Source organism: Mesorhizobium sp. ZC-5 (genome assembly GCF_025753855.1).
Lineage (GTDB): Bacteria > Pseudomonadota > Alphaproteobacteria > Rhizobiales > Rhizobiaceae > Neomesorhizobium.
On the sequence record NZ_JAOWPT010000001.1, the window covers coordinates 573354 to 595730 of the forward strand.

General features: G+C 63.8%; 24 protein-coding genes and 1 riboswitch. Of the genes, 8 read left to right on the forward strand and 16 right to left on the reverse strand.

Translation table 11 applies throughout. The features are described from left to right. Positions 1-41 precede the first annotated feature (41 nt). Together OHD58_RS02775 and OHD58_RS02780 are read left to right on the forward strand one after the other, a co-directional pair. Positions 42-881: an NAD(P)H-binding protein gene (locus tag OHD58_RS02775; RefSeq protein ID WP_263801505.1), complete on the forward strand. Its 840-nt coding sequence runs from the start codon at positions 42-44 to the stop codon at positions 879-881. A 1-nt stretch (position 882) separates the two neighbouring features. Then, complete coding sequence (locus OHD58_RS02780; RefSeq protein WP_263801506.1) at positions 883-1362, forward strand: DUF1772 domain-containing protein; 480 nt, start codon at positions 883-885, stop codon at positions 1360-1362. 14 nt (positions 1363-1376) lie between these two features. On the opposite strand, the gene OHD58_RS02785 is transcribed toward OHD58_RS02780, so the two are convergent. From OHD58_RS02785 to OHD58_RS02810, 6 genes are all read right to left on the reverse strand, one after another. Then, a complete protein-coding gene (locus OHD58_RS02785) occupies positions 1377-2102 on the reverse strand; it encodes a helix-turn-helix transcriptional regulator (protein ID WP_263801507.1) in 726 nt (241 codons plus the stop codon). 3 nt (positions 2103-2105) lie between these two features. Then, positions 2106-2513: a hypothetical protein gene (locus OHD58_RS02790; RefSeq protein ID WP_263801508.1), complete on the reverse strand. Its 408-nt coding sequence runs from the start codon at positions 2511-2513 to the stop codon at positions 2106-2108. Positions 2514-2532: 19 nt separating this feature from the next. Then, positions 2533-2901 (reverse strand): VOC family protein, encoded by a 369-nt coding sequence (locus OHD58_RS02795; protein ID WP_263801509.1) that lies wholly within the window; start codon positions 2899-2901, stop codon positions 2533-2535. Positions 2902-2972: 71 nt separating this feature from the next. Further along, positions 2973-3563 (reverse strand): DJ-1/PfpI family protein, encoded by a 591-nt coding sequence (locus OHD58_RS02800; RefSeq protein ID WP_263801510.1) that lies wholly within the window; start codon positions 3561-3563, stop codon positions 2973-2975. 70 nt (positions 3564-3633) lie between these two features. Next, complete coding sequence (locus tag OHD58_RS02805) at positions 3634-3810, reverse strand: hypothetical protein (protein ID WP_263801511.1); 177 nt, start codon at positions 3808-3810, stop codon at positions 3634-3636. Between the two features lie 168 nt (positions 3811-3978). After that, positions 3979-5886, reverse strand: a complete 1908-nt coding sequence (locus OHD58_RS02810) for a propionyl-CoA synthetase (RefSeq protein ID WP_263801512.1) — start codon at positions 5884-5886, stop codon at positions 3979-3981. Positions 5887-5975: 89 nt separating this feature from the next. Here OHD58_RS02810 and OHD58_RS02815 point away from each other — a divergent pair, with 89 nt between their 5' ends. Next, positions 5976-6131, forward strand: a complete 156-nt coding sequence (locus OHD58_RS02815) for a hypothetical protein (protein WP_263801513.1) — start codon at positions 5976-5978, stop codon at positions 6129-6131. Between the two features lie 12 nt (positions 6132-6143). Here the strand turns inward: OHD58_RS02815 and OHD58_RS02820 are convergent, their stop codons facing one another. The 6 genes from OHD58_RS02820 to tkt form a co-directional block, all read right to left on the reverse strand. Then, positions 6144-6872, reverse strand: a complete 729-nt coding sequence (locus OHD58_RS02820; protein WP_263801514.1) for an SGNH/GDSL hydrolase family protein — start codon at positions 6870-6872, stop codon at positions 6144-6146. Between the two features lie 126 nt (positions 6873-6998). Then, positions 6999-7889, reverse strand: a complete 891-nt coding sequence (locus OHD58_RS02825; protein WP_263801515.1) for a fructose bisphosphate aldolase — start codon at positions 7887-7889, stop codon at positions 6999-7001. Between the two features lie 238 nt (positions 7890-8127). After that, a complete protein-coding gene (locus OHD58_RS02830; protein WP_263801516.1) occupies positions 8128-9324 on the reverse strand; it encodes a phosphoglycerate kinase in 1197 nt (398 codons plus the stop codon). Positions 9325-9420: 96 nt separating this feature from the next. Then, complete coding sequence (locus OHD58_RS02835) at positions 9421-11292, reverse strand: potassium/proton antiporter (protein ID WP_263801517.1); 1872 nt, start codon at positions 11290-11292, stop codon at positions 9421-9423. 176 nt (positions 11293-11468) lie between these two features. Then, positions 11469-12479 carry a type I glyceraldehyde-3-phosphate dehydrogenase gene (gene gap, locus OHD58_RS02840; RefSeq protein ID WP_263801518.1) on the reverse strand — a complete coding sequence of 337 codons (1011 nt, stop codon included), beginning with the start codon at positions 12477-12479 and terminating at the stop codon, positions 11469-11471. A gap of 257 nt (positions 12480-12736) precedes the next feature. After that, complete coding sequence (gene tkt / locus OHD58_RS02845) at positions 12737-14725, reverse strand: transketolase (RefSeq protein ID WP_263801519.1); 1989 nt, start codon at positions 14723-14725, stop codon at positions 12737-12739. 274 nt (positions 14726-14999) lie between these two features. Between tkt and OHD58_RS02850 the strand changes: the two genes are divergently transcribed. Both OHD58_RS02850 and OHD58_RS02855 read left to right on the forward strand, forming a co-directional pair. After that, entirely contained in the window at positions 15000-15272 is a 273-nt protein-coding gene (locus OHD58_RS02850) for a DUF4164 domain-containing protein (RefSeq protein ID WP_263801520.1), read from the forward strand. Positions 15273-15282: 10 nt separating this feature from the next. Next, positions 15283-15657, forward strand: coding sequence for a cell division protein ZapA (locus OHD58_RS02855; RefSeq protein WP_263801521.1), 375 nt, complete (start codon positions 15283-15285; stop codon positions 15655-15657). Here OHD58_RS02855 and OHD58_RS02860 read toward each other — a convergent pair. From OHD58_RS02860 to OHD58_RS02875, 4 genes are read right to left on the reverse strand one after another with little or no spacing between them, the layout of a single operon-like run. Beyond that, positions 15645-15947, reverse strand: coding sequence for a CcdB family protein (locus tag OHD58_RS02860; protein ID WP_263801522.1), 303 nt, complete (start codon positions 15945-15947; stop codon positions 15645-15647). The two genes, OHD58_RS02855 and OHD58_RS02860, sit on opposite strands and share 13 nt — an antisense overlap. Then, positions 15947-16183: a type II toxin-antitoxin system CcdA family antitoxin gene (locus tag OHD58_RS02865; protein ID WP_263801523.1), complete on the reverse strand. Its 237-nt coding sequence runs from the start codon at positions 16181-16183 to the stop codon at positions 15947-15949. The genes OHD58_RS02860 and OHD58_RS02865 overlap by 1 nt, the downstream gene beginning before the upstream one ends. Before the next feature lie 54 nt (positions 16184-16237). After that, positions 16238-18055, reverse strand: a complete 1818-nt coding sequence (locus tag OHD58_RS02870) for an ABC-F family ATP-binding cassette domain-containing protein (protein ID WP_263801524.1) — start codon at positions 18053-18055, stop codon at positions 16238-16240. 6 nt (positions 18056-18061) lie between these two features. Next, positions 18062-18706, reverse strand: a complete 645-nt coding sequence (locus tag OHD58_RS02875) for a thiamine diphosphokinase (RefSeq protein WP_263801525.1) — start codon at positions 18704-18706, stop codon at positions 18062-18064. A gap of 92 nt (positions 18707-18798) precedes the next feature. Further along, positions 18799-18920, forward strand: a riboswitch (TPP riboswitch). A 39-nt stretch (positions 18921-18959) separates the two neighbouring features. Here OHD58_RS02875 and thiB point away from each other — a divergent pair. From thiB to thiQ, 3 genes are read left to right on the forward strand one after another with little or no spacing between them, the layout of a single operon-like run. Next, the gene (gene thiB / locus OHD58_RS02880; protein ID WP_263801526.1) at positions 18960-19961 is read left to right on the forward strand and encodes a thiamine ABC transporter substrate binding subunit; all 1002 of its coding nucleotides are present in this window, start codon (positions 18960-18962) and stop codon (positions 19959-19961) included. Continuing rightward, on the forward strand, positions 19937-21580 hold the full coding sequence (gene thiP, locus OHD58_RS02885) for a thiamine/thiamine pyrophosphate ABC transporter permease (protein WP_263801527.1): 1644 nt from the start codon (positions 19937-19939) through the stop codon (positions 21578-21580). Before thiB ends, thiP begins: the two co-directional genes overlap by 25 nt. After that, positions 21573-22349: a thiamine ABC transporter ATP-binding protein gene (thiQ, locus tag OHD58_RS02890; protein WP_263801528.1), complete on the forward strand. Its 777-nt coding sequence runs from the start codon at positions 21573-21575 to the stop codon at positions 22347-22349. The genes thiP and thiQ overlap by 8 nt, the downstream gene beginning before the upstream one ends. The last annotated feature ends 28 nt before the right edge of the window (positions 22350-22377 follow it).

The window sequence follows — 22377 nt, forward strand, 5'->3', positions numbered from 1 at the left end:
CAAATGTGAGGATTACTCATATTGTGACGAAAGGAAAGATTATGCGGAAGCCCATTGAACATTCGATGCCTGTCCTGGTTGTCGGCGGCACCGGCAAGACCGGCCGGCGCGTTGCTGAGCGACTTGTGGCGAAAGGCATCCCCGTGCGCATTGGTTCGCGTTCCGCGTCCCCGTCGTTCGACTGGGAAAACGAGGCGACCTGGGCGAAGGCACTCGATGGCGTCGGGGCTGCCTACATCACCTATTATCCGGACCTCGTCGTACCGGGTGCCGCCGAGGCGGTCGACACCCTGGTCAAGCTGGCGCTCGCTAAGGGCGTGCGCCGGCTGGTGCTGCTGTCGGGCCGCGGTGAACCGGAGGCGCAACGCGCCGAAGAAGCGCTGATTGCATCGCAAGCCGACTGGACAATCCTGCGCTGCAGCTGGTTTTCGCAGAATTTCAGCGAAAACTATCTCGTCGACTCCGTGCTGGCCGGCGAGGTGATCCTGCCGGTGGGCGATATCGGCGAGCCTTTCATCGACGCCGACGACGTCGCCGACGCGGCGGTGGCGGCATTGACCGAGGAAGGCCATGGTGGCCAGCTCTACGAGCTGACCGGGCCGCGGCTGTTGACCTTCGCGCAGGCAGTCGGCGAGATTGCCGCCGCGACCGGCCGCGACATCGCCTACACCGAGGTCTCCTACGACACGTTCGAAAAGATGATGATCGAGCAGAAACTGCCCGCCGATATCGTCTGGCTCCTGAAGGAGCTTTTCACCGTCGTTCTCGACGGACGCAACGAGAGCCTTACCGACGGGGTCCAGCGTGCCCTTGGCCGCGCCCCGAAGGGCTTTTCCGACTATGCACGCGAAACCGCCGCCACCGGCATCTGGAGCAACTGACATGAGCGAACGTCTCTTTTCCATGCTGACCATCCTGACGGCGCTCGGCACCGGCACCGTCGGCGGCGTCTTCTTCGCCTTCTCCAATTTCGTGATGGCCGGCCTGGCGCGCGTACCGGCTCCCGGCGGCATCGCCGCGATGAACGCGATCAACGTCACCGTCATCAACCCGCTGTTCATGACCGCGCTGTTCGGCAGCGGCCTGCTTTGCCTGGTGCTTGGAGTCTACGCACTGTTCAACTGGAACATGGACGGCGCGCTGCTGCTGCTCGCTGGCGCCGTCCTCTATCTTGCCGGCAACGTGGTCGTGACGATGGTTTTCAACGTGCCGCTCAACAACGCACTGGCCGCCGTCGATCCGGCAAGCGCCGAGGGTGCTACGCTGTGGACCCGCTATCTCTCGGAATGGGTGATGTGGAACACCGTGCGCACCGTGACGGCGCTGGCAGCGATGGTTGCGTTCATCCTGGCGCTGCTTTGATCGTCGAATGCCGCTCACGAGGCGGTTGGGAATGCTCTCGCGGTCGTTGATCCCATGTTTTCGTTCATCTCGGCGCGCCGGTAGAAATCGGCGAGCTGCTTGCCGCGCTCCGGCTTGAAGGTGTGCCCGGGCGCCACGACCGAAGCGATGCGATCGATCCGGAAGGCACGGAAATCGTCGCGCAGTTCGCACCAGGCGATCAGCGTCCACACCTTGCCCCAGAACCACAGGCCGAGCGGGCGTGCGTCGCGCATCGAACTGCGCCCGGCCTCGTCACGGTAGTCCAGCGTCAGCACACAACGTTTTTCTATGGCGCGCTCGATCAGGTCGATCGCTTCGCGGTCGGCATTGCTGACCACATACATCGGCGCATGGATTTCGGTGCGGGCAATCCGGTCCTTCTCGGAATCCGGCAACACCGCTCCGATCTTGACCAGGGCCTCCTCGGCGGCCCGCGCCATCGCCGCGCCGCCGAAGGCGCGCACCATTCGGGCGCCGGCAACCAGCGCTACGATTTCATCGCGTGTAAACATCAACGGCGGAAGATCGAACCCCTCCCTCATCATGTAGCCGACACCCGCCTCTCCATCGATCGGCACGCCGGTCGACTGCAGATCCGCGATGTCGCGATAGATGGTGCGCTCGGAAACCTCGAGCCATGCGCCAAGCTTCTGTGCGGTGACCAGACGGCCACCCCGCAGATGCTGGACGATCTGGAACAATCTGTCGGCGCGTCTCATTGTTCAGTTTTCCAGCCCTTCGCGAGCCCGTTGCTCGGCCACGAATTCCGCGCCGAAAGAAAGCCGCTTCGTCGTCGGCGTCTTCGCATCGAGCACCCGCCAGAACGGCGTGATCTCGGAAAGCGGCGCGCCACGGCTCAGCATTTCGTGCGCGGCTTCCGCAACCGTCCTCAGGTGATAACCGGTATAGATCGGGCACGTGACTTCCGTGCCGTGCTCCCTCGCCAGGGCCTTGCGCATGCTTTTCACGTCGGTTTGCGCGCCTTCCGGTATCGCACGGATGTAGTCGTCGACCAGCTTCGGCGTGGGAACCAGCATGATCTCGCCGGCACGCATGCCCGCGATGGAAACCGGCGCAGCCTTGACCTCGGCTCGCGCCGGGGCATTCAATTTCTCGGTCCAGCTCTTCATCGCCGCTCACCGCCTCCAATCAGACGAAAAGGCCAAAGCTGTTGCCGTCCGGGTCCAGACAATAAACGAAACTGCCGACGGGAACAGTGATGACCGGCGAGACGACCTGGCCGCCATGCTTCGTCACCCGTTCCATGGCCTCCTCCAGAGGCGCGGAAACCCTCAGATGGATGGTCGGTCCGGTACCCGCGGCGGCAGGCTTGCCAGGATAGACATGCCCGGCGGCTCCCCGCTCCTGCGACGCGAATATCGCGATCGGGTTGGGTCCGTCTTCGTTGAGCGCAAGCTCGTTCTTCAGCACCGCGCCGTAGAACGCCTGGGCGCGACCCATGTCGGTGACGGGTATTTCGAACCAGGCGGAGGCTGTTGCTGGAATGAAGACGGCCATGGAATCTCCTGACATCGAATTAGGCCATCATGACACACTGCTCCTGACACCCTTCTGTCAGGAGCAGTGTGTCATGATGAGCCGGCATATTCTCTTGAAATTAACGCGCGCATTTCTGCCAGTTGCTGCTTCTGGTCCGGGAACAGTGCCTCCAGGAAAGTCACCGCGAAGGTGCCGGGAGCCGAGCCGGGTGCGGTGACGATCCTGTCGTCCGCCACCGCATGGGGAACATCCTGGTAAAGGTCGGCCCCCGCATAGTTCGGGAGATGGCCGAGAATCCAGTCGCGGCCGTTGCTGGTGTGCTTCTGGCCTTGCAGCAGGCCGGAACGGGCGAGCGCCAGCGTGCCGGCGCAGATGCCGCCAACCACGCCGCCTCTCTCCGCCACCGACTTGAGCAGCGCCGAAACGTCCGGCGGAGTCTCCACGGCCCAACTGTCCGATCCGATCACCGCAATTGCATTGAGATCGGCATTGGCCGCCGCGTCGGTGCTTCGGTCCGGGGTCAGCGTGAAACCGCTTATGCCGATGACGGGCTTGCCGTCCGGCGTGAGCGAAAACGCCTTGGCGCCGAACCACTCCACCGCAGACGCCGCCAGGAGCCCGTACTCCCAGTCGGCATAACCCTGGACGAAAACGAAACCGATGGTTTTTGCTGCGGCCATATAGAGGGTTTCCTGCATTTGCCCGCCTGCCCGCGATATATCGCGATCGCGGGCAGGCAATCAACGGTTTCTAGCCGGCGCGGCGTGCGCGGCGCTCGGGAAAGCTGTCCGGCCAACCGATGTCCTTGCGGATGCTGGCGGGCAGGTCATTGAGCAGCCGCTCCGTGCGGACCCGTTCCTGCATGGTCCGCAACGATGCTGCATAGCGTCCGACTGCCTTGAAGAGTGTGGGGGTGAAAATGTCCATGACAGTGGCTCCTTTGTTTGACGAGACCACTATCGCACACCCCTACTGACAGCAGTCTGTCAGTAGCCTTCAGGATTCATGTTCTAATTTTGTTCCGGCTGCCGGAACTTTTGTTCTCGCTGATTCCTGCTTGGGAAAACCGGCTTTCGACAGGCCCAGCCGGTTCGCCTACACTCCGATCCCGCGGCCGTTCAGCGCCGCGGTGATCTCATCGAGAATCGCCGGGTCGTCGATGGTCGCCGGCATCGTCCACGCCTCCTTGTCGGCGATCTTCTGCATGGTGGCGCGCAGGATCTTGCCCGAACGCGTCTTCGGCAGCCGCTTGATGGTGACGACGGTCTTCAGCGACGCCACCGCGCCGATGCGGTCACGCACCAATTTTACGATCTCCTGCTCGACGGCGGCACTTTCCCGGTTCACGCCGGAATTCAGCACCACGAAGGCACACGGCACCTGGCCCTTCATGGCGTCGGCGATGCCGACCACGGCGCATTCGGCGACGTTCGGATGTTCGGCCACCACCTCTTCCATGCCGCCGGTCGACAGGCGATGGCCGGCGACGTTGATGATGTCGTCGGTGCGCGCCATGATGAAGAGATAACCGTCATCGTCGATATAGCCGGCATCGGCGGTCTTGTAGTAGCCGGGGAACTCGGCGAGGTAGGCTTGCCGGAACCGTTCGTCCGCGTTCCACAGCGTCGGCAGGCAACCAGGCGGCAGCGGCAGCTTCACAACCACGTTGCCGAGCGTGCCCCTGCCGACCGGATGGCCGGCGTCGTCAAGCACCTGGATGTCGTAGCCCGGCATCGGCACGCCCGGCGACCCGTATTTGACCGGCAGCTGCCCGAGACCGACCGGGTTTTGCGACATCGGCGAACCGGTTTCCGTCTGCCACCAGTGATCGATCACCGGGATGTTCAGCTTCTGCTCCGCCCATTTGATGGTTTCGGGATCGGCGCGTTCCCCGGCAAGGAATAGCGTACGGAACTTCGACAAATCGTATTTCGGCACGAATGCGCCGTCCGGATCCTGGCCCTTGATGGCGCGAAACGCGGTCGGCGCGGTGAACAGCGCGACCACGCCATGCTCGGCGATCACCCGCCAGAAAGTGCCGGCGTCGGGCGTGCCGACCGGCTTGCCCTCGAACAACACGGTGGTGCACCCGTGCAGCAGTGGCGCGTAGACGATGTAGGAATGGCCGACCACCCAGCCGACATCGGAAGCCGCCCAGAACACTTCGCCGGGCTCGACGCCGAACTCGTTCCACATCGACCATTCGAGCGCGACCATGTGGCCGCCATTGTCGCGCACCACGCCTTTCGGCTGGCCTGTGGTTCCCGATGTGTAGAGCACGTAGAGCGGGTCGGTAGCGAGGACCGGCACGCAGTCGACATTGGCGCCGGCCGCCCGTTCACGCGCGACCGCGTCGGCGTAGTCGATGTCGCGGCCTTGCGTCAGTTCGCAAGTCTGCTGCGGACGCTGCAGGATGACGCAACGCTCGGGCTTGTGGCGGGCGATCTCGATGGCGCCGTCGAGCAGCGGCTTGTAGGCGATGACGCGGCCGGGCTCCAGCCCGCAGGAGGCGGTGATGATCAGCTTCGGCTGTGCGTCGTCGATGCGGGTGGCAAGCTCGCGCGCTGCGAAGCCGCCGAACACCACCGAGTGGATGGCGCCCAGCCGGGCACAGGCGAGCATGGCGAAGGCGGCTTCAGCCACCATCGGCATGTAGATGATGACGCGGTCGCCTTTGCGCACGCCGTGGTTCTTCAGAACCGAGGCCAGCGCCACCACCTCCCGCTTCAGCTCGGCATAGGTGAATTTCGCTGTCGTGCCGGTAATGGCGCTGTCGTGGATGAGCGCCAGCTGGTCTGCCCGTCCGCCATTCACATGCCGGTCGACGGCATTGTAGCAGGTGTTGCACTCCGCCCCCGCAAACCAGCGGCCGTAAATCCCGGCGTCGGCGTCGAAAACCTTGTCCCATGGCTTGAACCAGTCGATCGCACCGGCAGCCTCGGCCCAGAACCGTTCCGGGTCCTGCTTCCAGCTCTCGTAGACCTCCCGATAGCGCGAACCCATGATTTCCTCCCTTATTCCAAGCCATGAATTGCCATTCCCGGCCGCGCCTGTCTATTAGCACGAAGGTTCGAGACAGGAGCGGATAGGCGATGGGCAAGATTTTGGCGCTGCTGCTGCTTGCCGCGATGATCGTTCACCTGATCAGGCCGCTGAACCTGCCGGGGCTGCGGAAGCGCGCCGATTTCTGGAAGATCGCGGTGGTGGCGATTGCCGTGATGATGCTGGCGAGTTTGATCCGGCCGTGACCGGACCGACCGTCAGTCGTGCGGAGCATCTGTCACGACAAAACCGAGCAGATGTTCGGCCCAGGCACGGTAGCCGGCTTCCGAGGCGTGGAAACCGTCGGTCGAGAACCCCACGGCGGGATCGGTGATCGGTAGCCGCGGCGCGGGCACCGCGCCACGCTCGAGGCATAGCCTTTCGCCCATCCGGTTTACGGCGCCGGCGCGGATCTCGAGGATTTTGCCGAGCAAGGGCGGCATTGCCGGTGCGCGAGTGAATTCCAGGACCGGGGACCAGACGACGCGGGCTTCCGGCCACTTGGCCCTCAGTGCATAGAGCAGGCCGCCGAAATCTTTCTTGAAGCGCGGCACCGAGTGGAAATTCTTGGTGTCGTTGGTGCCGATGGCAAGCACGATGTGCGTCCACGCATCGGCCGAGAGATTGGGCAGGACATAGTCGCGTATCTGGCCCGAGGTCGCGGAATTGAAACCTGCCGCCCGCCAGGTGACGGCACGGCCGGTACGCTCGCGGATCAACCCGGCGAGCTGCGCGGCAAGCCCGTCCTCGGAGCGACCGATGCCGACCGAAGCCGCCGAGGAATCGCCGAGAACCAGCAGCGAAATGGCCGGCTCCCGGCCGTCGAGGCGATGCAGCACCGGACCTTGCGCCGGCAGCATGCGGCTGGTGCGCCGACGCACGCCCAATCCCTGCCAGACGTAGATCGGAAAGGCCAGCCAGGTGAGAAGAGGCAGAAGACGCGACATTGGCGCTTCATAAGGCCAGTGCTACAAAAGAAAAAGCCCCGTCGGAGCGGGGCTTTTTCAGTTTCGTTCTAGGCTCCCTGTCCGGCGGCGATGTTCTCCGCCTTGCCGCTCCACGCCCTCTGGCTGTCAGCTGGCACGGGACGCTTCGAAAATGCTGTCGATCGCTGAAGCCAGCGAACCGTTGAACTGCTCGTCGCTCTGGCCCGCCGACAGACCCTCGGTCAAGGCACGCGAGAAGCTGGCGATCATGCCGGCATTCTGCCTCAGCTTTGCATTCGCGTCGTCGCGGGAATATCCGCCGGACAGCGCGACCACGCGCATGACGCGCGGATCGTCGATCAGCGGCTTGTAGAGGTTGGCTTTCGTCGGCAGCGTCAGCTTCAGCATGACCTGCTTGCCGGCCGGCACATCGTCGAGATGCTTACGGATTTCCGCAAGAAGAATGTCCTCTGCTTCCGCCTTGTCCGGGATCGAAATCGTGACCTCCGGTTCGATGATCGGCATGAGGCCGTGCGCCAGGATCTGCTTGCCGACCTCGAACTGCTGGTCGACGACTGCGGCAATACCTTTCGGATCCGCAGCGTCGATCACCGAACGCATCTTGGTGCCGAATATCCCCTTCGCGACGGCGCGCTTGAGCAACGCGTCGAGCTCCGGCATCGGCTTCATCAGCTTGACGCCGTCCTTGGCTTCCGCCAGCCCCTTGTCGACCTTCAGGAACGGCACCACATGGCGCTTCTCCCAGAGATATTGCGCTGTCGGCGTGCCGTCGATGTCGCGGTCCATGGTCTGCTCGAACAGGATCGCACCCATCACCTTGTCGCCGGTGAAGGCAGGCGATTTGATGATCCGCGCGCGCATCTTGTGAACGAGGTCGAACATTTCCGCATCATTCGACCAGGCGCCTTCGTCTATGCCGTAAAGCTTGAGCGCCTTCGGCGTGGAGCCGCCGGACTGATCGAGCGCTGCAATGAAGCCGTCCTTGTTTGCGGCCTGCGCGGCCATTTCCTGGTTCATCTCGTTCTCCTGACTGTCTGCCCGGGCGAATACCAGAAGAGTTTTCGCGATGGAATGCCAGCAAAAACCTGAATCGATTGAAAGATATCACTTGCGATGTGAAAGTGTTTCATCCGCCCCGACAAGAAGCAGGATGAACAGATTTTCTGGGGCGGAATGCATTCGGAGGACGTTCCGCCCGGTCTGTTGTTTGGCCGCATTTGTGCGCAGCCAGGTGGTCCACTGGCTGCAAAATGCTCTAGGCCTTCAGCACTTCCACGCCGGGCAGCGGCTTGCCTTCCATCCATTCCAGGAATGCGCCGCCGGCCGTCGATACATAGGTGAAATCCTCGGCGACCTGTGCCTGGTTGAGCGCGGCGACCGTGTCGCCGCCGCCCGCCACCGAGACGAGCTTGCCGGCCTTTGTGCGCGTCGCCGCGTGTTTGGCGGCCGCCATCGTCGCCCGGTCGAAAGGTTCGATCTCGAAAGCGCCGAGCGGGCCGTTCCAGACAAGCGTCGCGGCGCGGTCGATCCACTGGTTGATCGCCTCGACGGTCTTCGGACCGACGTCGAGGATCATGCCGTCCTCCGGCACCGCGTCGATCCCGACCGTCTCGTTCTTCGCGCCTGCCTTGAATTCCCAAGCCACAACGCCGTCGACCGGCAGGATGATGGCGCAGCCGGCGGTGGCGGCCTCGATCATGATCTGCTTGGCGGTGTCGGCAAGGTCGCGCTCGGCCAGCGATTTGCCGATCTTGCTGCCGCGGGCAACCAGGAACGTATTGGCCATGCCGCCGCCGATCACCAGCGCGTCCACCTTCTTTACCAGGTTCATCAGGAGGTCGATCTTGGTCGAGACCTTGGCGCCGCCGACGATCGCGACGACCGGCTTGACCGGGTTGCCAAGCCCCTTCTCGAGCGCCTCGAGCTCGGCCTGCATTGTGCGCCCGGCGAAGGCCGGCAGATTATGGGCGAGGCCTTCCGTCGACGCATGGGCGCGATGCGCGGCTGAGAAAGCGTCGTTGACGAAAATATCGCCATTCTTCGCCAGCGCCTCGGTGAACGCCTTGTCGTTTTTTTCCTCGCCCTTGTGGAACCGGGTGTTTTCCAGAAGCAGTATGTCGCCGTCTTTCAGGGCCGCCACAGCCATGGCCGCGTTCTCCCCTATGCAGTCGGTGGCAAAGGCGACCTTGCGGCCAATCACCTTGGCGGCCGCCTCGGCGATCGGCTTCAGCGACAGCACCGGGTCCGGCCCGTCCTTGGGTCGGCCGAAATGCGCCAGCAGGATGACCTTGGCGCCCTTGTCGGCAAGTTCGATGATCGTCGGCACGATGCGTTCGATGCGGGTGTCGTCGGTCACCTTGCCATCGGCCATCGGCACGTTGAGGTCGACGCGGACAAGAACCCGCTTGCCCTTGATGTCACCAATCGTGTCGAGCGTCTTGAAACCGGCCACGGCAAATCCTCCTTTTAAAACCGCCGGACCTTATCGCGCGGCGTCACGGATGCAAGGCGACGTTCGGTCGCTTGCTTTAAGTCAAACCGGCGCCGTTCAGCCGTTGACCGGCGTGTCTTCCGGTGCCTTTTCAGCCGCCGCGGGTTTGGCTTCGCCGCCGCGATGTGCCCTGAGCCGCGTCCAGGCTGCCGCCAGCCGGTCACCGATCTCACCGAAACTCAGGAACATCGGCACGCTCGGACGCATCGCAAGAGGTTCGGTCGACAGGCCGATCGATGTAATCTTCCCCTTTTCGTCGACGTCACGCACGATAAGTTCGATCGGACCGATCATGACGCGATCGGCATATTCGGCATGGCCGCCGAAACGCTCGTTGAGCAGCGCACCGATCGTCATCTTCTGCTCCGCCTCGCTGAGACCGAGGCCATATGCCATCTCCAGGTCCGAGGCGAGGCGACCCGGTTCGACGGCGAAGGCCCCGAAGAAGTCCTCGTCCTCCGGATCGACCTCCATGCGGCTGGCAAACAGCCGGTCGAGCAGGCGCGGATATCGGTCGGGCACGAAGATATAGACGTGGTCGCCAGCCACCAGCCGCCCCATTTCCTGGAACCGCATCGAGCGCCCGTCGCGCACCACCAGCGACGGGCGTGCCCAGCGCGGGATGCGTTGTCCACGTGCCACCGGGCTTCCGGCCACCACCGTGTAGGCGAGCAGTTCGTGATGCGCCGAGCCCGGCAGTTCGAGCTCGACCTTGTTGAGTGGGCCAAGCCGGGCCGGCACGATCAGCCCCAGCCGCCGCGCCAGCGGACCGACTGTCCAGCCCTGTACCACCAGCGAAACCAGCACGACGATAAAGGCGATGTTGAAGATCAGCCTGCCATTCTCCAGCCCGCCGATCAGCGGCGTCAGCGCCAGCAGGATCGACACGGCGCCACGCAGGCCGACCCAGGAGATGAAGGCCGTCTCGGCGCGCGGAAAGCGGAATGGCATCAGGCACAGCGACACCGCCAGCGGCCGCGCGATGAAGATCAGGAACAGGCCGAGCAGGACCGCCGGCACCAGGATCGCCGGAAACTGCGACGGGGTCGCGAACAGGCCGAGCACCAGGAACATGATGATCTGCGCCAGCCAGGACATGCCATCCTGGAAGCGCTTCAAGGTGTTGGTGGCACGGATTTGCGAATTGCCGGCGACGAGACCGGCGAGATAGACGGCCAGGAAACCCGAGCCGCCGATCGCCCCGGCGCCTGCGAAGACCAGCAGCGACAGCGTCAGCACGAAGATCGGCAAGAGCCCGCTGTCGAGATTGAGCCGGTCGACCAGCCGCACGATGGCCATGCCGCCAAGCACGCCGGCGATGGCCCCAAGTCCCATATGCTCGATGAAGCCTATGACGATGTCGAGCAGCAGCACCTGCGCTTCGGGGTCGGCGCCGAGCGCGATCACCTCGACAAGGGTGATGGTCAGGAAGATGGCGATCGGGTCGTTGGTGCCGGATTCGATTTCGAGCGTCGAGCGCACCCGGTCACGCAGCGACAGATTGCCGGCGCGCAGCAGGAAAAACACCGCCGCCGCGTCCGTGGAGGCGACCGCGGCACCGAGCAGGAAGGATTCCAGCCATGTCAAAGGCGTCAGGTAGAAGGCGGCCACGCCGAAGACCAGCGTGGTCAGCGCCACCCCCATGGTTGCCAGCGAGATCGCCGGCAGCGCCGCTTGCCGAAGCGCGTTGAGCGGCGTGCCGAAGCCGGAATCGAAAAGGATAGTGGCAAGCGCCAGTGAGCCGGCGAAATAGGCAAGCCGGGCGTTGTCGAACTGGATGCCGAGCCCGTCGGCTCCGGTCACCAGGCCTATGCCGAGGAAGAGTAGCAGCAGCGGCGCGCCGAAGCGAAAGGCGATAAGGCTCGAGAACGCCGCGGCCAGCACAAGTGCCGTCGCCACAAGCGTCACGAGATATATCGTCTGATCCATACCGGCCTGTCCCCCGAAGCAGCTTTCCTGCGTCGCCGCAGAGTGCGGCGAAGAAAAGGCCATAGGCAAGCGATTGATCCGATTGAAGCTTCCGGTACTCGATTTTTTCTTAATATGGCCTGAAATGAAAACGCCCGGCCGAAGCCGGGCGTTTCAATCCGATTGTTTGCCCGCCGTCAGGCGATGGTCTTGCCGAAAGCCGCCGTGGTGTCGGCCATGCGGTTCGAAAAGCCCCACTCGTTGTCGTACCACGACAGCACCGAGACGAAATTACCTTCCATGACCTTGGTCTGGTCGAGCGCGACGGTCGAGGAATGCGGATCGTGATTGAAGTCGATCGAGACATTCGGGTGCGTCGTGAACGACATCACGCCCTTCAGCTTGCCCTTCGACGCGGCAATCACCGCGTCGTTGATCTCCTGCGCCGTGGTCGCCCGCTTGGCGATGAACTTGAAATCGACCAGCGAGACGTTCGGCGTCGGCACGCGGATGGAGATGCCGTCGAGCTTGCCCTTCAGTTCCGGTAGCACGAGGCCGATTGCCTTGGCCGCGCCCGTCGAGGTCGGGATCTGCGACAGCGCCGCGGCGCGGGCGCGGTAGAGATCCTTGTGCATCGTGTCCAGCGTCGGCTGGTCGCCGGTGTAGGAGTGGATGGTCGTCATCATGCCTTTTTCGATGCCGACCGTTTCGTGCATCACCGCGGCGAGCGGTGCCAGGCAGTTGGTCGTGCAGGAGGCATTGGAGACGACGACGTGATCCTTGGTGATCTTGTCGTGGTTGATGCCGTAGACGACCGTGAGGTCGGCGCCGTCGGCCGGAGCCGACACGAGGACGCGCTTGGCGCCGGCGGTAAGATGCGCCGAGGCCTTGTCCTTCGAGGTGAATATGCCGGTGCACTCCAGCGCGATGTCGACGCCGAGTTCTTTCCATGGCAGCTGTGCGGGATCCTTGATCGCGGTGACCTTGAACTTCTCCTTGCCGATGCTGATGGAGTCGCCGTCGACGGTCACTTCGTGCGGGAACCTGCCGTGCACGCTGTCGAAACGCAGCAGATGCGCGTTGGTTTCGACCGGACCCAGATCATTGACGGCAACGACGTCGATGTCCTTGCGGCCCGATTCATAGATCGCACGCACGATGTTACGGCCGATACGGCCAAATCCGTTGATGGCAATTCTGACTGTCATGTGTCCGTTCTCCTTGAGAGCAAGAAAGGCGCGCTGGTCACGCGAGGCTTAAGACATGCGGCTCGAGGGCCCGTATAGGGACCAAGCCATCAAAACCGGAGCAGCGCTTCATAGCGGCGGCGGCACCAAGAATCCAGCCGCTCCAGCGACATTCAGGAAGGCGCCGACGGTACCAGCGGCACCTAATCGTTTAAGCCGCCACAATAGGCCCGCGGCTGCGTCCAAATGCCCCGCAGCCGCGGCAAGACGACAACCACCTATTTGTGCAGGCGCTTCTCCCCGGCCTTTGCCGCGGCGTCGGCGGTGATGCCGAAATGCGGGTAGAGCTGCTCGATCGTGCCCGAGGCGCCAAAACCGTCCATGCCGATGAAGATGCCGTCGGTACCGATGAAATGATCCCAGCCCTGCCGGATGCCGGCTTCGATAGCGATCTTGAGCGGCGCATCGCCGATGGTCTTCTTGCGGTATTCGGCGCTCTGCTTGTCGAACAGTTCGAAACAGGGAACCGAAACGACGCGGGTCGGATGGCCATGTGCCTGCAACTTGTCGCGGGCCGCCAGCGCAATCTCCACTTCCGAGCCGGACGCGAAGATCGTCACCGCGGCCTTGCCGTCGGCCGATGCCAGTTCGTAGGCGCCCTTGCCGCAAAGGTTTTCGGTAACGTATTCGGCGCGCACCGCAGGCAGGTTCTGGCGGGTCAATGCCAGCGTCGACGGCGTCTTTTCCGACTCCAGCGCCAACTGCCAGCATTCCGCCGCCTCGGTGGCGTCAGCGGGGCGGAAGACGTTGTGGTTGGGGATGGCGCGCAGCGCGGCCAGATGCTCGACCGGCTGGTGCGTCGGGCCGTCCTCGCCGAGGCCGATGGAATCGTGCGTCATCACGAATATCGAGCGGATGCCCATCAGCGAGGCAAGCCGCATCGCCGGGCGGGCGTAGTCGGAGAAGCAGAGGAAGGTGCCGCCATAGGGCACAATGCCGCCGTGCAGGGCCAGCCCGTTCATCGCCGCCGCCATGCCGTGCTCGCGAATGCCGTAATGGACATAGCGCTGGCCGTAGTCGTCAGGCGTGATGTTCTTGGTCTGGCTGGTCTTGGTGTTGTTGGAGCCGGTCAGATCGGCCGAGCCGCCGATCGTCTCCGGCACGATGCCGTTGATGACTTCGAGTGCCATTTCGGAGGATTTGCGGGTAGCGACTTTCGGCTTGTCGGCAATGAGCTTCTGCTTGTAATCGGCGATCGTCGCATCGAGGTTCTTCGGCAATTCGCCGCGCATGCGGCGTTCAAACTCGCTGCGCTCTCCTGCATCGGCTGCAGCCAGCCGCTTCTCCCATTCGCCGCGCTTGCCGGCCGAGTGCTGCCCGGCCTTCCGCCAGCCGTCGAGGATGTCGGACGGAACCTCGAAAGGCGGGGAATCCCAGCCGAGCGCCTTGCGCGCGCCGGCGATCTCTTCGGCGCCCAGCGGCGAACCGTGCGCCTTGTTGGTGCCGGCGCGTGTCGGCGCGCCGAAACCGATCGTCGTCTTGCAGGCGATCATCGTCGGCTTGTCGGACTTTTGCGCCGCCTCGATCGCCGCGGCGATCGCCTCCGGATCATGGCCATCGATGTGGCTGGCATTCCAGCCCGACGCCTTGAAGCGGGCGACCTGATCGGTGGAATCGGCCAGCGACACCGGACCGTCGATCGAAATGTTGTTGTTGTCCCAGAAAACGATCAGCTTGTTGAGCTTCAGGTGCCCGGCCAGCGCGATGGCTTCCTGGCTGATGCCTTCCATCAGGCAGCCGTCGCCGGCCAGCACATAGGTATGGTGGTCGACGAGATCGTCGCCGAAGGCGGCATTCATGATGCGCTCGCCGAGCGCGAAGCCGACCGAATTGGCCAGGCCCTGGCCGAGCGGGCCGGTTGTCGTCTCGATCCCCGCCGCATGGCCGTATTCCGGATGACCGGCGGTCTTCGAGCCGAGCTGGCGGAAATTCTTGATCTCGTCGATGGTGATGTCTTCGTAGCCGGTCAGGTAGAGCAGCGAGTAGAGCAGCATCGAGCCATGGCCGGCCGACAGGATGAAACGGTCGCGATCGGCCCAGTGCGGCGCCTTCGGATCATATTTCAGGAACCGCGTGAACAGTACCGTGGCGATGTCCGCGCAGCCCATCGGCAGGCCGGGATGGCCGGAATTGGCTTTCTCGACGGCATCCATGGAAAGGAAGCGGATCGCATTGGCCATCCGGTCGTGCTGGTCGCGTGTGGTCATGATTTCTCGCTTGTCGATCGGGTTTGCAGGGGCGGTCGACCCCTTGGAAAGGCTGGGCGACACATAGCAGTTGCGCCCGCTCTGTCAATAAATCCGCGGCCGACCCGGCTGTCCGAATCGTCCGGAAAAACGGCCGGATCGCCAACCGGCCGTCCGATTGCAGGGGAAAGCAGAAACCCATCATTGACGGCCGCTTAACCCGCCGCATAATGTTTCCGGAATAACGCGTTAAGAACGCGAGCGATTCGGGAGCGGCGGGCTTGGAACTGGAGCCATGACCGGGGAAACGACACTCAGGGAAGTCATCGTCCGTCTCGGCAAAGCGATCGACACGTTGGAAAACGCTGTCGCCGCGCGGCATGAGCAGGAGCAGGATTACTCCGAAGCCGAGGCCGAGGTTCAGCGCATGAACGCCGACCGTACCCGTCTCGCACAGGAACTCGACAACTCTGAAGCCCGCGCCGAGCGGCTGGAAGAAGCCAACAAGGAAGTGTCGCGCCGGCTGGTCACCGCGATGGAAACCATCCGCGCGGTTCTCGACAGATAAGGAATTTGCGATGGCGCAGGTCACTGTGACGATCGACAACAAGGCGTACCGCATGGCTTGCGACGAAGGCCAGGAGGAACACCTGATGGATCTCGGCCAGCGTTTCGACCGCTATGTCTCCCACCTCAAGGCATCTTTCGGCGAGATCGGCGATCAGCGTCTGACCGTCATGGCCGGCATCATGGTCCTGGACGAATTGTCCGAACTCCAGAAACGCATCAAGGGCATGGAAAGCGAGGTCATGACCCTGCGCAAGACCCGCGACGAGGCGTTGAGCAAGGCCGACAAGAACGACGGGGCGCTGACCGGCGCTTTGAGCGGCCTCGCCGAGCGGATGGAAGCATTGGCTGGCAAGCTTACCGTGAAGGCCGCTCAGAACCCCTGATGCAGAAAGTCTATCGCGGCGGTAATCTCGTCACGATGGTTTCCGAGATTTCCGATGCGTTCGCGAAGCGCGCCGACCGGCACGGCAAGCATATATTGGGTACTGAGAACGTAACGCTTTCCAGCGATCTCGAAGATGGGGTTCAGCTTCTTGATAAGTTTCCTCTTCGGCTGATCCGGAAGAAGCGGAATGGCCATCCGGGTCTCAAGCGTATCGAGAACATCGGCCTGAACACATAACAGAAGATTTTCAGTGCCACGCGGATCGCGGTACACGTCGTGTTTCGCCATCAGAAACCACGATACTCGGCGAAGGGAAGCCCGTGCTCCTTCACCCACTCATTCCACGACTCCATCGCTTCCTTGTTCTCGATCTTCCAGCGGCGGTTCTTCTCCTCGCGGACAGCTTCCGCGATGCCTTCCTCGGCAAGCCGCGAAATGTTGAGATCAAGCGCCTTGGCTTCGGCGACCAGTTCGACATCCAAAGACAGATTGACGGACTTCCGGGGCGGTGATTTGGTGAGCATGCCGATCTCCTATGCGCATACTTTATGCGCATACCTTTTGACTGGCAATATGCGCTATCCTTCGACCTCTTCCCGCAGCATCTCCAGTTCCAGCCACTCCTCTTCGAGAGCAACGAGCGTCTCCCGCTCCTTGTCGAGCGCGGCGATGGTCTTCTGGAAGCCTTTCGGATCGCGCTCGTAGAACGCTGGATCGGCAATGTTGTTCTCAAGCCGGGCTATCGAGGCCGACACCGCCGCCATCCGCGTCGGCAGCTGTTCGAGCGCGAATTTCTGCTTGAAGGAGAGTTTTTTCGCTGCACCCTTTGGTGCCTCAGGCTTCGCCGTCGTCGCGCCTTCGGAGACGGCAGTCCTTGCACGCGCGGCCTTGCGGTCGTCGAGCTTCGTGCCGCCGCGCTGCGCGAGCATGTCGGCATAGCCGCCAGCATATTCGATCCAGCGCCCGCCGCCGTCCGGCGCGATCGTCGAGGTCACCGTGCGGTCGAGGAAGTCGCGGTCATGGCTGACCAGGATCACTGTGCCGGCAAATCCCGCGACCAGTTCCTGGAGCAACTCCAGCGTCTCCATGTCGAGGTCGTTGGTCGGTTCGTCCAGCACCAGCAGATTTGCCGGCCGGGCGAGCACGCGGGCGAGGATCAGCCGCGCCCGCTCGCCGCCCGACAGTTCGCGGACTGGCGTGCGCGCCATTTCCGGCTTGAACAGGAAATCCTTCATCCAGGAAACGACGTGGCGCTCCTCGCCGTTGACGACCACCGTCTCGCCGCGCCCATCCGTCAGGTAGTGCGCCAGCGTCTCCTGCGGATCGACCGCTTCCCGCTTCTGGTCGAGCGTGGCGATCTCCAGGTTGGTGCCGAGTCGGATGGAGCCGGTATCGGGAGCAAGTTCGCCGGTCAGCATTTTCAGAAGCGTCGTCTTGCCCGCGCCATTGGGACCGACCAGGCCGATGCGGTCGCCGCGCTGGATGCGGGTCGAAAAATCCTTCACCACCACAAGATCGCCAAAGCTCTTCGAGATATTCCTGGCCTCGAGCACCAGCTTGCCGGATTCGGCGGCTTCGCTCGCCACCATGTTGGCCAGCCCCTCGGCGCCGCGATGGCCGCGAAACCGCTGCCGCATCGTCTGCAACTCGCCCAGCCTGCGCATGTTGCGCTTGCGCCGTGCCGTGACGCCGTAGCGCAGCCAGTGTTCCTCGCGCACGATCTGACGGCCAAGCTTGTGCTGCTCGCGCTCCTCCTCCTCGAGGATCACGTCGCGCCACTCCTCGAAATGGCCGAACCCCTTGTCGAGGCGCTTGGTCTGGCCGCGGTCGAGCCACACCGTGGCGCGCGACACCCGTTCCAGGAAGCGGCGGTCGTGCGAGATGACGATGATCGCCGAGGACGAGCGGATGAGTTCGTCCTCCAGCCATTCGATGACCTGCAGGTCGAGATGATTGGTCGGCTCGTCGAGCAGCAGGATGTCGGGCTCCGGCGCCATCACCTTGGCAAGCGCTGCGCGGCGCGCCTCGCCGCCGGAAAGGTCGTCGGGCTTCTCCTCGCCGGTCAGGCCGAGATGATCGAGCAGATAGGTGACACGATGCGGGTCGTCGGCCGGGCCGAGCCCCGCCTCGACATAGGCCCGCACGGTGGCGAAGCCTTCCATGTCGGGCGCCTGCGGCAGGTAGCGGATGGTGGCGGAGGGCTGGCGGAACACCTCGCCGTCCTGCGGCTCGATCATTCCGGCGGCGATCTTCAAAAGCGTCGACTTGCCGGAGCCGTTGCGGCCGACCAGCGCGATCTTGTCCCCGGCGGACGCCGAAAGCGCCGCGCCGTCGAGCAGCGGGGTGCCACCGAAGGTGAGCTTGATGTCGTCGAGACGAAGCAGCGGTGGCGCCATGATTGTCTAGAATTCCGAGCCGGGAAAGGGGTGGGCGATCAGCATGGCGCGGCCGCTCTTGAGTTCGGCATGAAGCCCGCCCTTAACCTCGTTGGAGATGGTAAGCGACGAGCCGAACGCCACTTCGACCGCGCGCAGCGGCCATTTCACGCCGGTAAGCGTCAATCCGGACAGCGCCGAGAAGCCGATCACCGAAAAGAGCACGCCGTCCTCGTAGTCGAAACTGGATTTGCCCGGCAACAACGGGCGGCCTTCCTGCGCACCGCCGGTCAAAAGCATCGGCGTCCCGCTTTCGGCAAGCCGCATCGCAATCGCCAGATGCAGGAAGGCGTGGTCGGCGCGCGGGCCGCCAAAGGCACCGGCCAGGATCAGCTTCGTCGCGCCATGCCTCAACGCCGTGTCGATGGCCAGTTCACCATCGGTATTGTCCTTCTCAGCAGGAAACACCTCGCGCGGCAGATCGGGATAAGCGTCTTCCATGCCTTCCGGCACCGAGTCGAAATCGCCAACCCACAGTTCCGGCATGACGCCGAGCGTCGCCGCGTGACGGATGCCGGCATCGGCGGCAATCACGCGCGTACCGGCGACCTGGGTATCGAGGCGCGGCGTGCGGACGAGATCCCCGCCAAGCAGGATGGTGAAACGGCTCATGCGCGTGGCCTTATCACGCGAGTCGTCTGAAACGGAAGGCTGCCTTGCGCAACAATCGCTTGCCTGCCGCACAGGCCCGCTCTATGTGTCGAAACGCTCTAACGGGGTGCCGGCTGCTGCAATGCGACCGGCTGAGAGGCAAACGGGGAAACCCGGCCAACCCGCTGAACCTGATCCGGCTTGTACCGGCGGAGGGATTAGACGCTTGAAACGGCGCCTCAATTCCCTTGTATGCAACGAGAGGAGGCGCGCGATGCGCAATGTGATTTCAAGTCTTCTGGGTGCGGCGGCATTGGTGTTTGCCTTGCCGGCCACAGCCGCCGAAAAGCTCACTGTCTATACGTATGAAAGCTTTACTGCCGAGTGGGGCCCCGGCCCGCAGGTCGAAAAGGCTTTCGAGACCGAATGCGCCTGCGATGTCGAATTCGTTTCCGTGGCCGACGGCGTCGCGCTGCTCAACCGCGTCAAGCTTGAAGGCGCCGGGACAAAGGCCGATATCGTGCTCGGCCTCGATACCAACCTGACGGCGGAAGCCAGGGCCACCGGCCTGTTCGTGCCGCACGGCGTCGACCCCGGCAACCTCACCGTGCCGAACAGCTGGACCGACGACACGTTCCTGCCGTTCGACTATGGCTATTTCGCCGTTATCTATGACACCGAAAAGCTGAAGACGCCGCCGGCGAGCCTGAAGGAACTGGTCGAGGGCGATCCCGAGCAGAAAATCGTCATCCAGGATCCGCGCACCTCGACGCCCGGGCTCGGCCTGCTGCTCTGGGTCAAGGCCGTCTACGGCGACAAGGCGCCGGAAGCGTGGGCGAAACTGAAGGACCGCATCCTCACTGTCGCTCCGGGCTGGAGCGAATCCTACGGGCTGTTCACCAAGGGCGAGGCACCCATGGTGCTGTCCTACACCACCTCTCCGGCCTACCATGTGATCGCCGAGGACACGCAGCGCTATCAGGCGGCGGCCTTCTCGGAAGGCCACTACCTGCAGGTGGAAGTCGCCGGCATCACCACGACCGGCGCCAAGAACCCGCTCGCGGCGAAATTCATGGCCTTCATGACGACCCCGGCGTTCCAGGATGCCATCCCGGAAACCAATTGGATGTTCCCGGCCGCGAAAACCTCGAAGCCGCTCAACCCGGCCTTCGACAAATTGGTGAAGCCGGCTAAAACTCTGGCCTTTGGCGCCGACGAGATCGCCGCGAACCGCAAGGCCTGGGTCGACGAATGGCTGTCGGCGATGAGCAAATGATGCACGGCCGGCGCGCGGTCGACCGGCGGCAGACCGCCGGCATCGTCGCGCTGGCCGCGATCGCCATCCTGCTCGGTGGCGCGCTTCTCGGCCTGCTTGCCGAAGCGGCGAGCAACTGGTCCGGCGCAATCGCCGCTTTCGACGGCTACATGGCGCGCATCGTGCGTTTCACGCTCTGGCAGGCGGTTCTCTCCACCATCCTGTCCGTCGTCCCTGCCATGCTGGTGGCGCGGGCCTTGTCGCGTCACCCCGATTTTCCGGGCCGTAGCCTGATCCTGCGCATGTTCGCGGTTCCGCTTGCCCTGCCGGCGATCGTCGCCGCCCTCGGCATCCTCGCGCTGTATGGCCGCGCCGGCTATTTCGCCGGGATCTTCTCCGCACTTTCAGGGGAGACGTGGCCGGGAGCCTACGGCCTGTCCGGCATCCTGGTCGCCCATGTGTTCTTCAATCTGCCGCTGGCAACACGCCTCTTTGTCGAGGCGCTGGACACCGTACCCGCCGACCAGTGGCGGCTGGCGAGCCAGTTGGGCATGCGGGCCGGACCTTCCTTCCGCTTTGTCGAATGGCCGGTCATGCGCGCCGCCATGCCGGGCATCGCCGGCCTCGTCTTCATGTTGTGCATCACCTCGTTCACTATCGTCCTGACGCTCGGCGGCGGGCCGCAGGCCACCACGCTTGAAGTGGCGATTTATCAGGCGCTGCGTTTCGACTTCGATCCCGCGCGCGCCGTTGCGCTGACCTTGCTGCAGATCCTGCTCACGGCGATCGTCGTTGCGGTATTGGCGAAGCTCGGTGCCAACGTTACCGGCGACGCCAATCTTTCGGTCGCGTCCCGCCGCACCCGCGAAGCGACACGCGTGGAAACGATCCTCAACGGCCTTGTCATCGCCTTAGCGCTGCTCTTCGTGGCCGGGCCGATGCTGGCGACCGTGTTTGCCGGTCTCGACGCCGACCTCGGCCGCCTTGCCGGCGAAAGTACCGTGCTTCGGGCAACCGCGACGAGCCTGGTGTTGGCGATCCTGTCCGCGCTGCTCTCTGTTTGCCTTTCGCTGTCGCTGGTCATGGCGCGCCGGGCGCTTGAACTTGAACGGCGTACCGGTTCCCGCTCGCTGTTCGAGCGGCTGGCCGACACGGGTGCCGGATTCGTGCTGGTGGTACCGCCGATCGTCATCGGCGCCGGCTGGTTCATTCTTCTGCGCCACACCGGCAATGTCTTCCTCCTCGCGCCGGTCATGGTGGTCGCCGTCAACGCGGTGATGGCGATGCCTTTCGCCATTCGCGCCATCCGTCCCGCCTACGATGCCGCCAGCGAGCGCCACGAAAGGCTCTGCGCGCTGCTCGGCATCGGCGGCCGCGACCGCTTTCGCCTGGTCGACTGGCCGGTGCTGCGCCGGCCGCTTTTCACCGGCTTTGCCTTTGCAATGGCGCTGTCGCTCGGCGATCTCGGCGTCATCGCCCTGTTCGGCAGCGATGCCGTGCAGACCCTGCCCTATCTGCTTCTGGCCCGCATGGGCAGCTATCGCACCGAGGATGCGGCCGGCCTGGCCTTGCTGCTCGGGCTCCTTTGCCTTGCCTTGATAACGCTCGCCGACTGGCTGGGGAAGCGCGCCGATGACTGACATCGCCGACAGACGGGCCGGTGCGGCGGTAGCACTCGACCAGGTGATCTTCAGCTACGGCGAAGCCTCGATGGTGTTCGATCTCGCCGTCGAAGCGGGTTCGATCACCGCAATCATGGGGCCGAGCGGCTCGGGAAAAACGACGCTTCTCAATCTCGTCGCCGGTTTCGAGACCCCGAAGTCGGGACGCATTCTCATCGATGGCAAGGATGTGACCGACGCCCCGCCGGCGGATCGCCCGCTATCCATGGTTTTCCAGGAAAACAACCTCTTTGCCCATCTCGATGTCGCGGCGAATGTCGGCCTCGGCCGATCGCCGGCATTGCGGCTGACTGCCGGCGACCGCGCGGCCATATTCGAAGCACTCGCCCGCACCGGCCTCGCCGGCAAGGAGCATCGCCTGCCCCGCGAGGTGTCGGGCGGCGAGCGCCAGCGTGTGGCGCTTGCCCGCGTGCTGGTCCGCGACCGGCCGGTGCTGCTGCTCGACGAGCCCTTTGCCTCGCTGGGGCCGGCGTTGCGGGAGGACATGCTCGGCCTCGTCGCCGACCTGCACGCGGAGCGCGGTATGACCGTCCTTTTCGTCACCCACCAGCCTGAAGACGCGCGCAGACTCGCCAGGATGATCGTGTTCCTGGAGGACGGCCGGGTCGCCGCCAGCGGCGGAACGGCAAAATTCTTCGGCAGGCATGGCCCTGAAGCATTCCGGCGCTATATCGGTAGTGTTGCCGGATCGCTGCAATCACGAGGATTCGCCCGGAAGCAGACATAATTTACCGTCAAACCGCAAGATGCTGCGT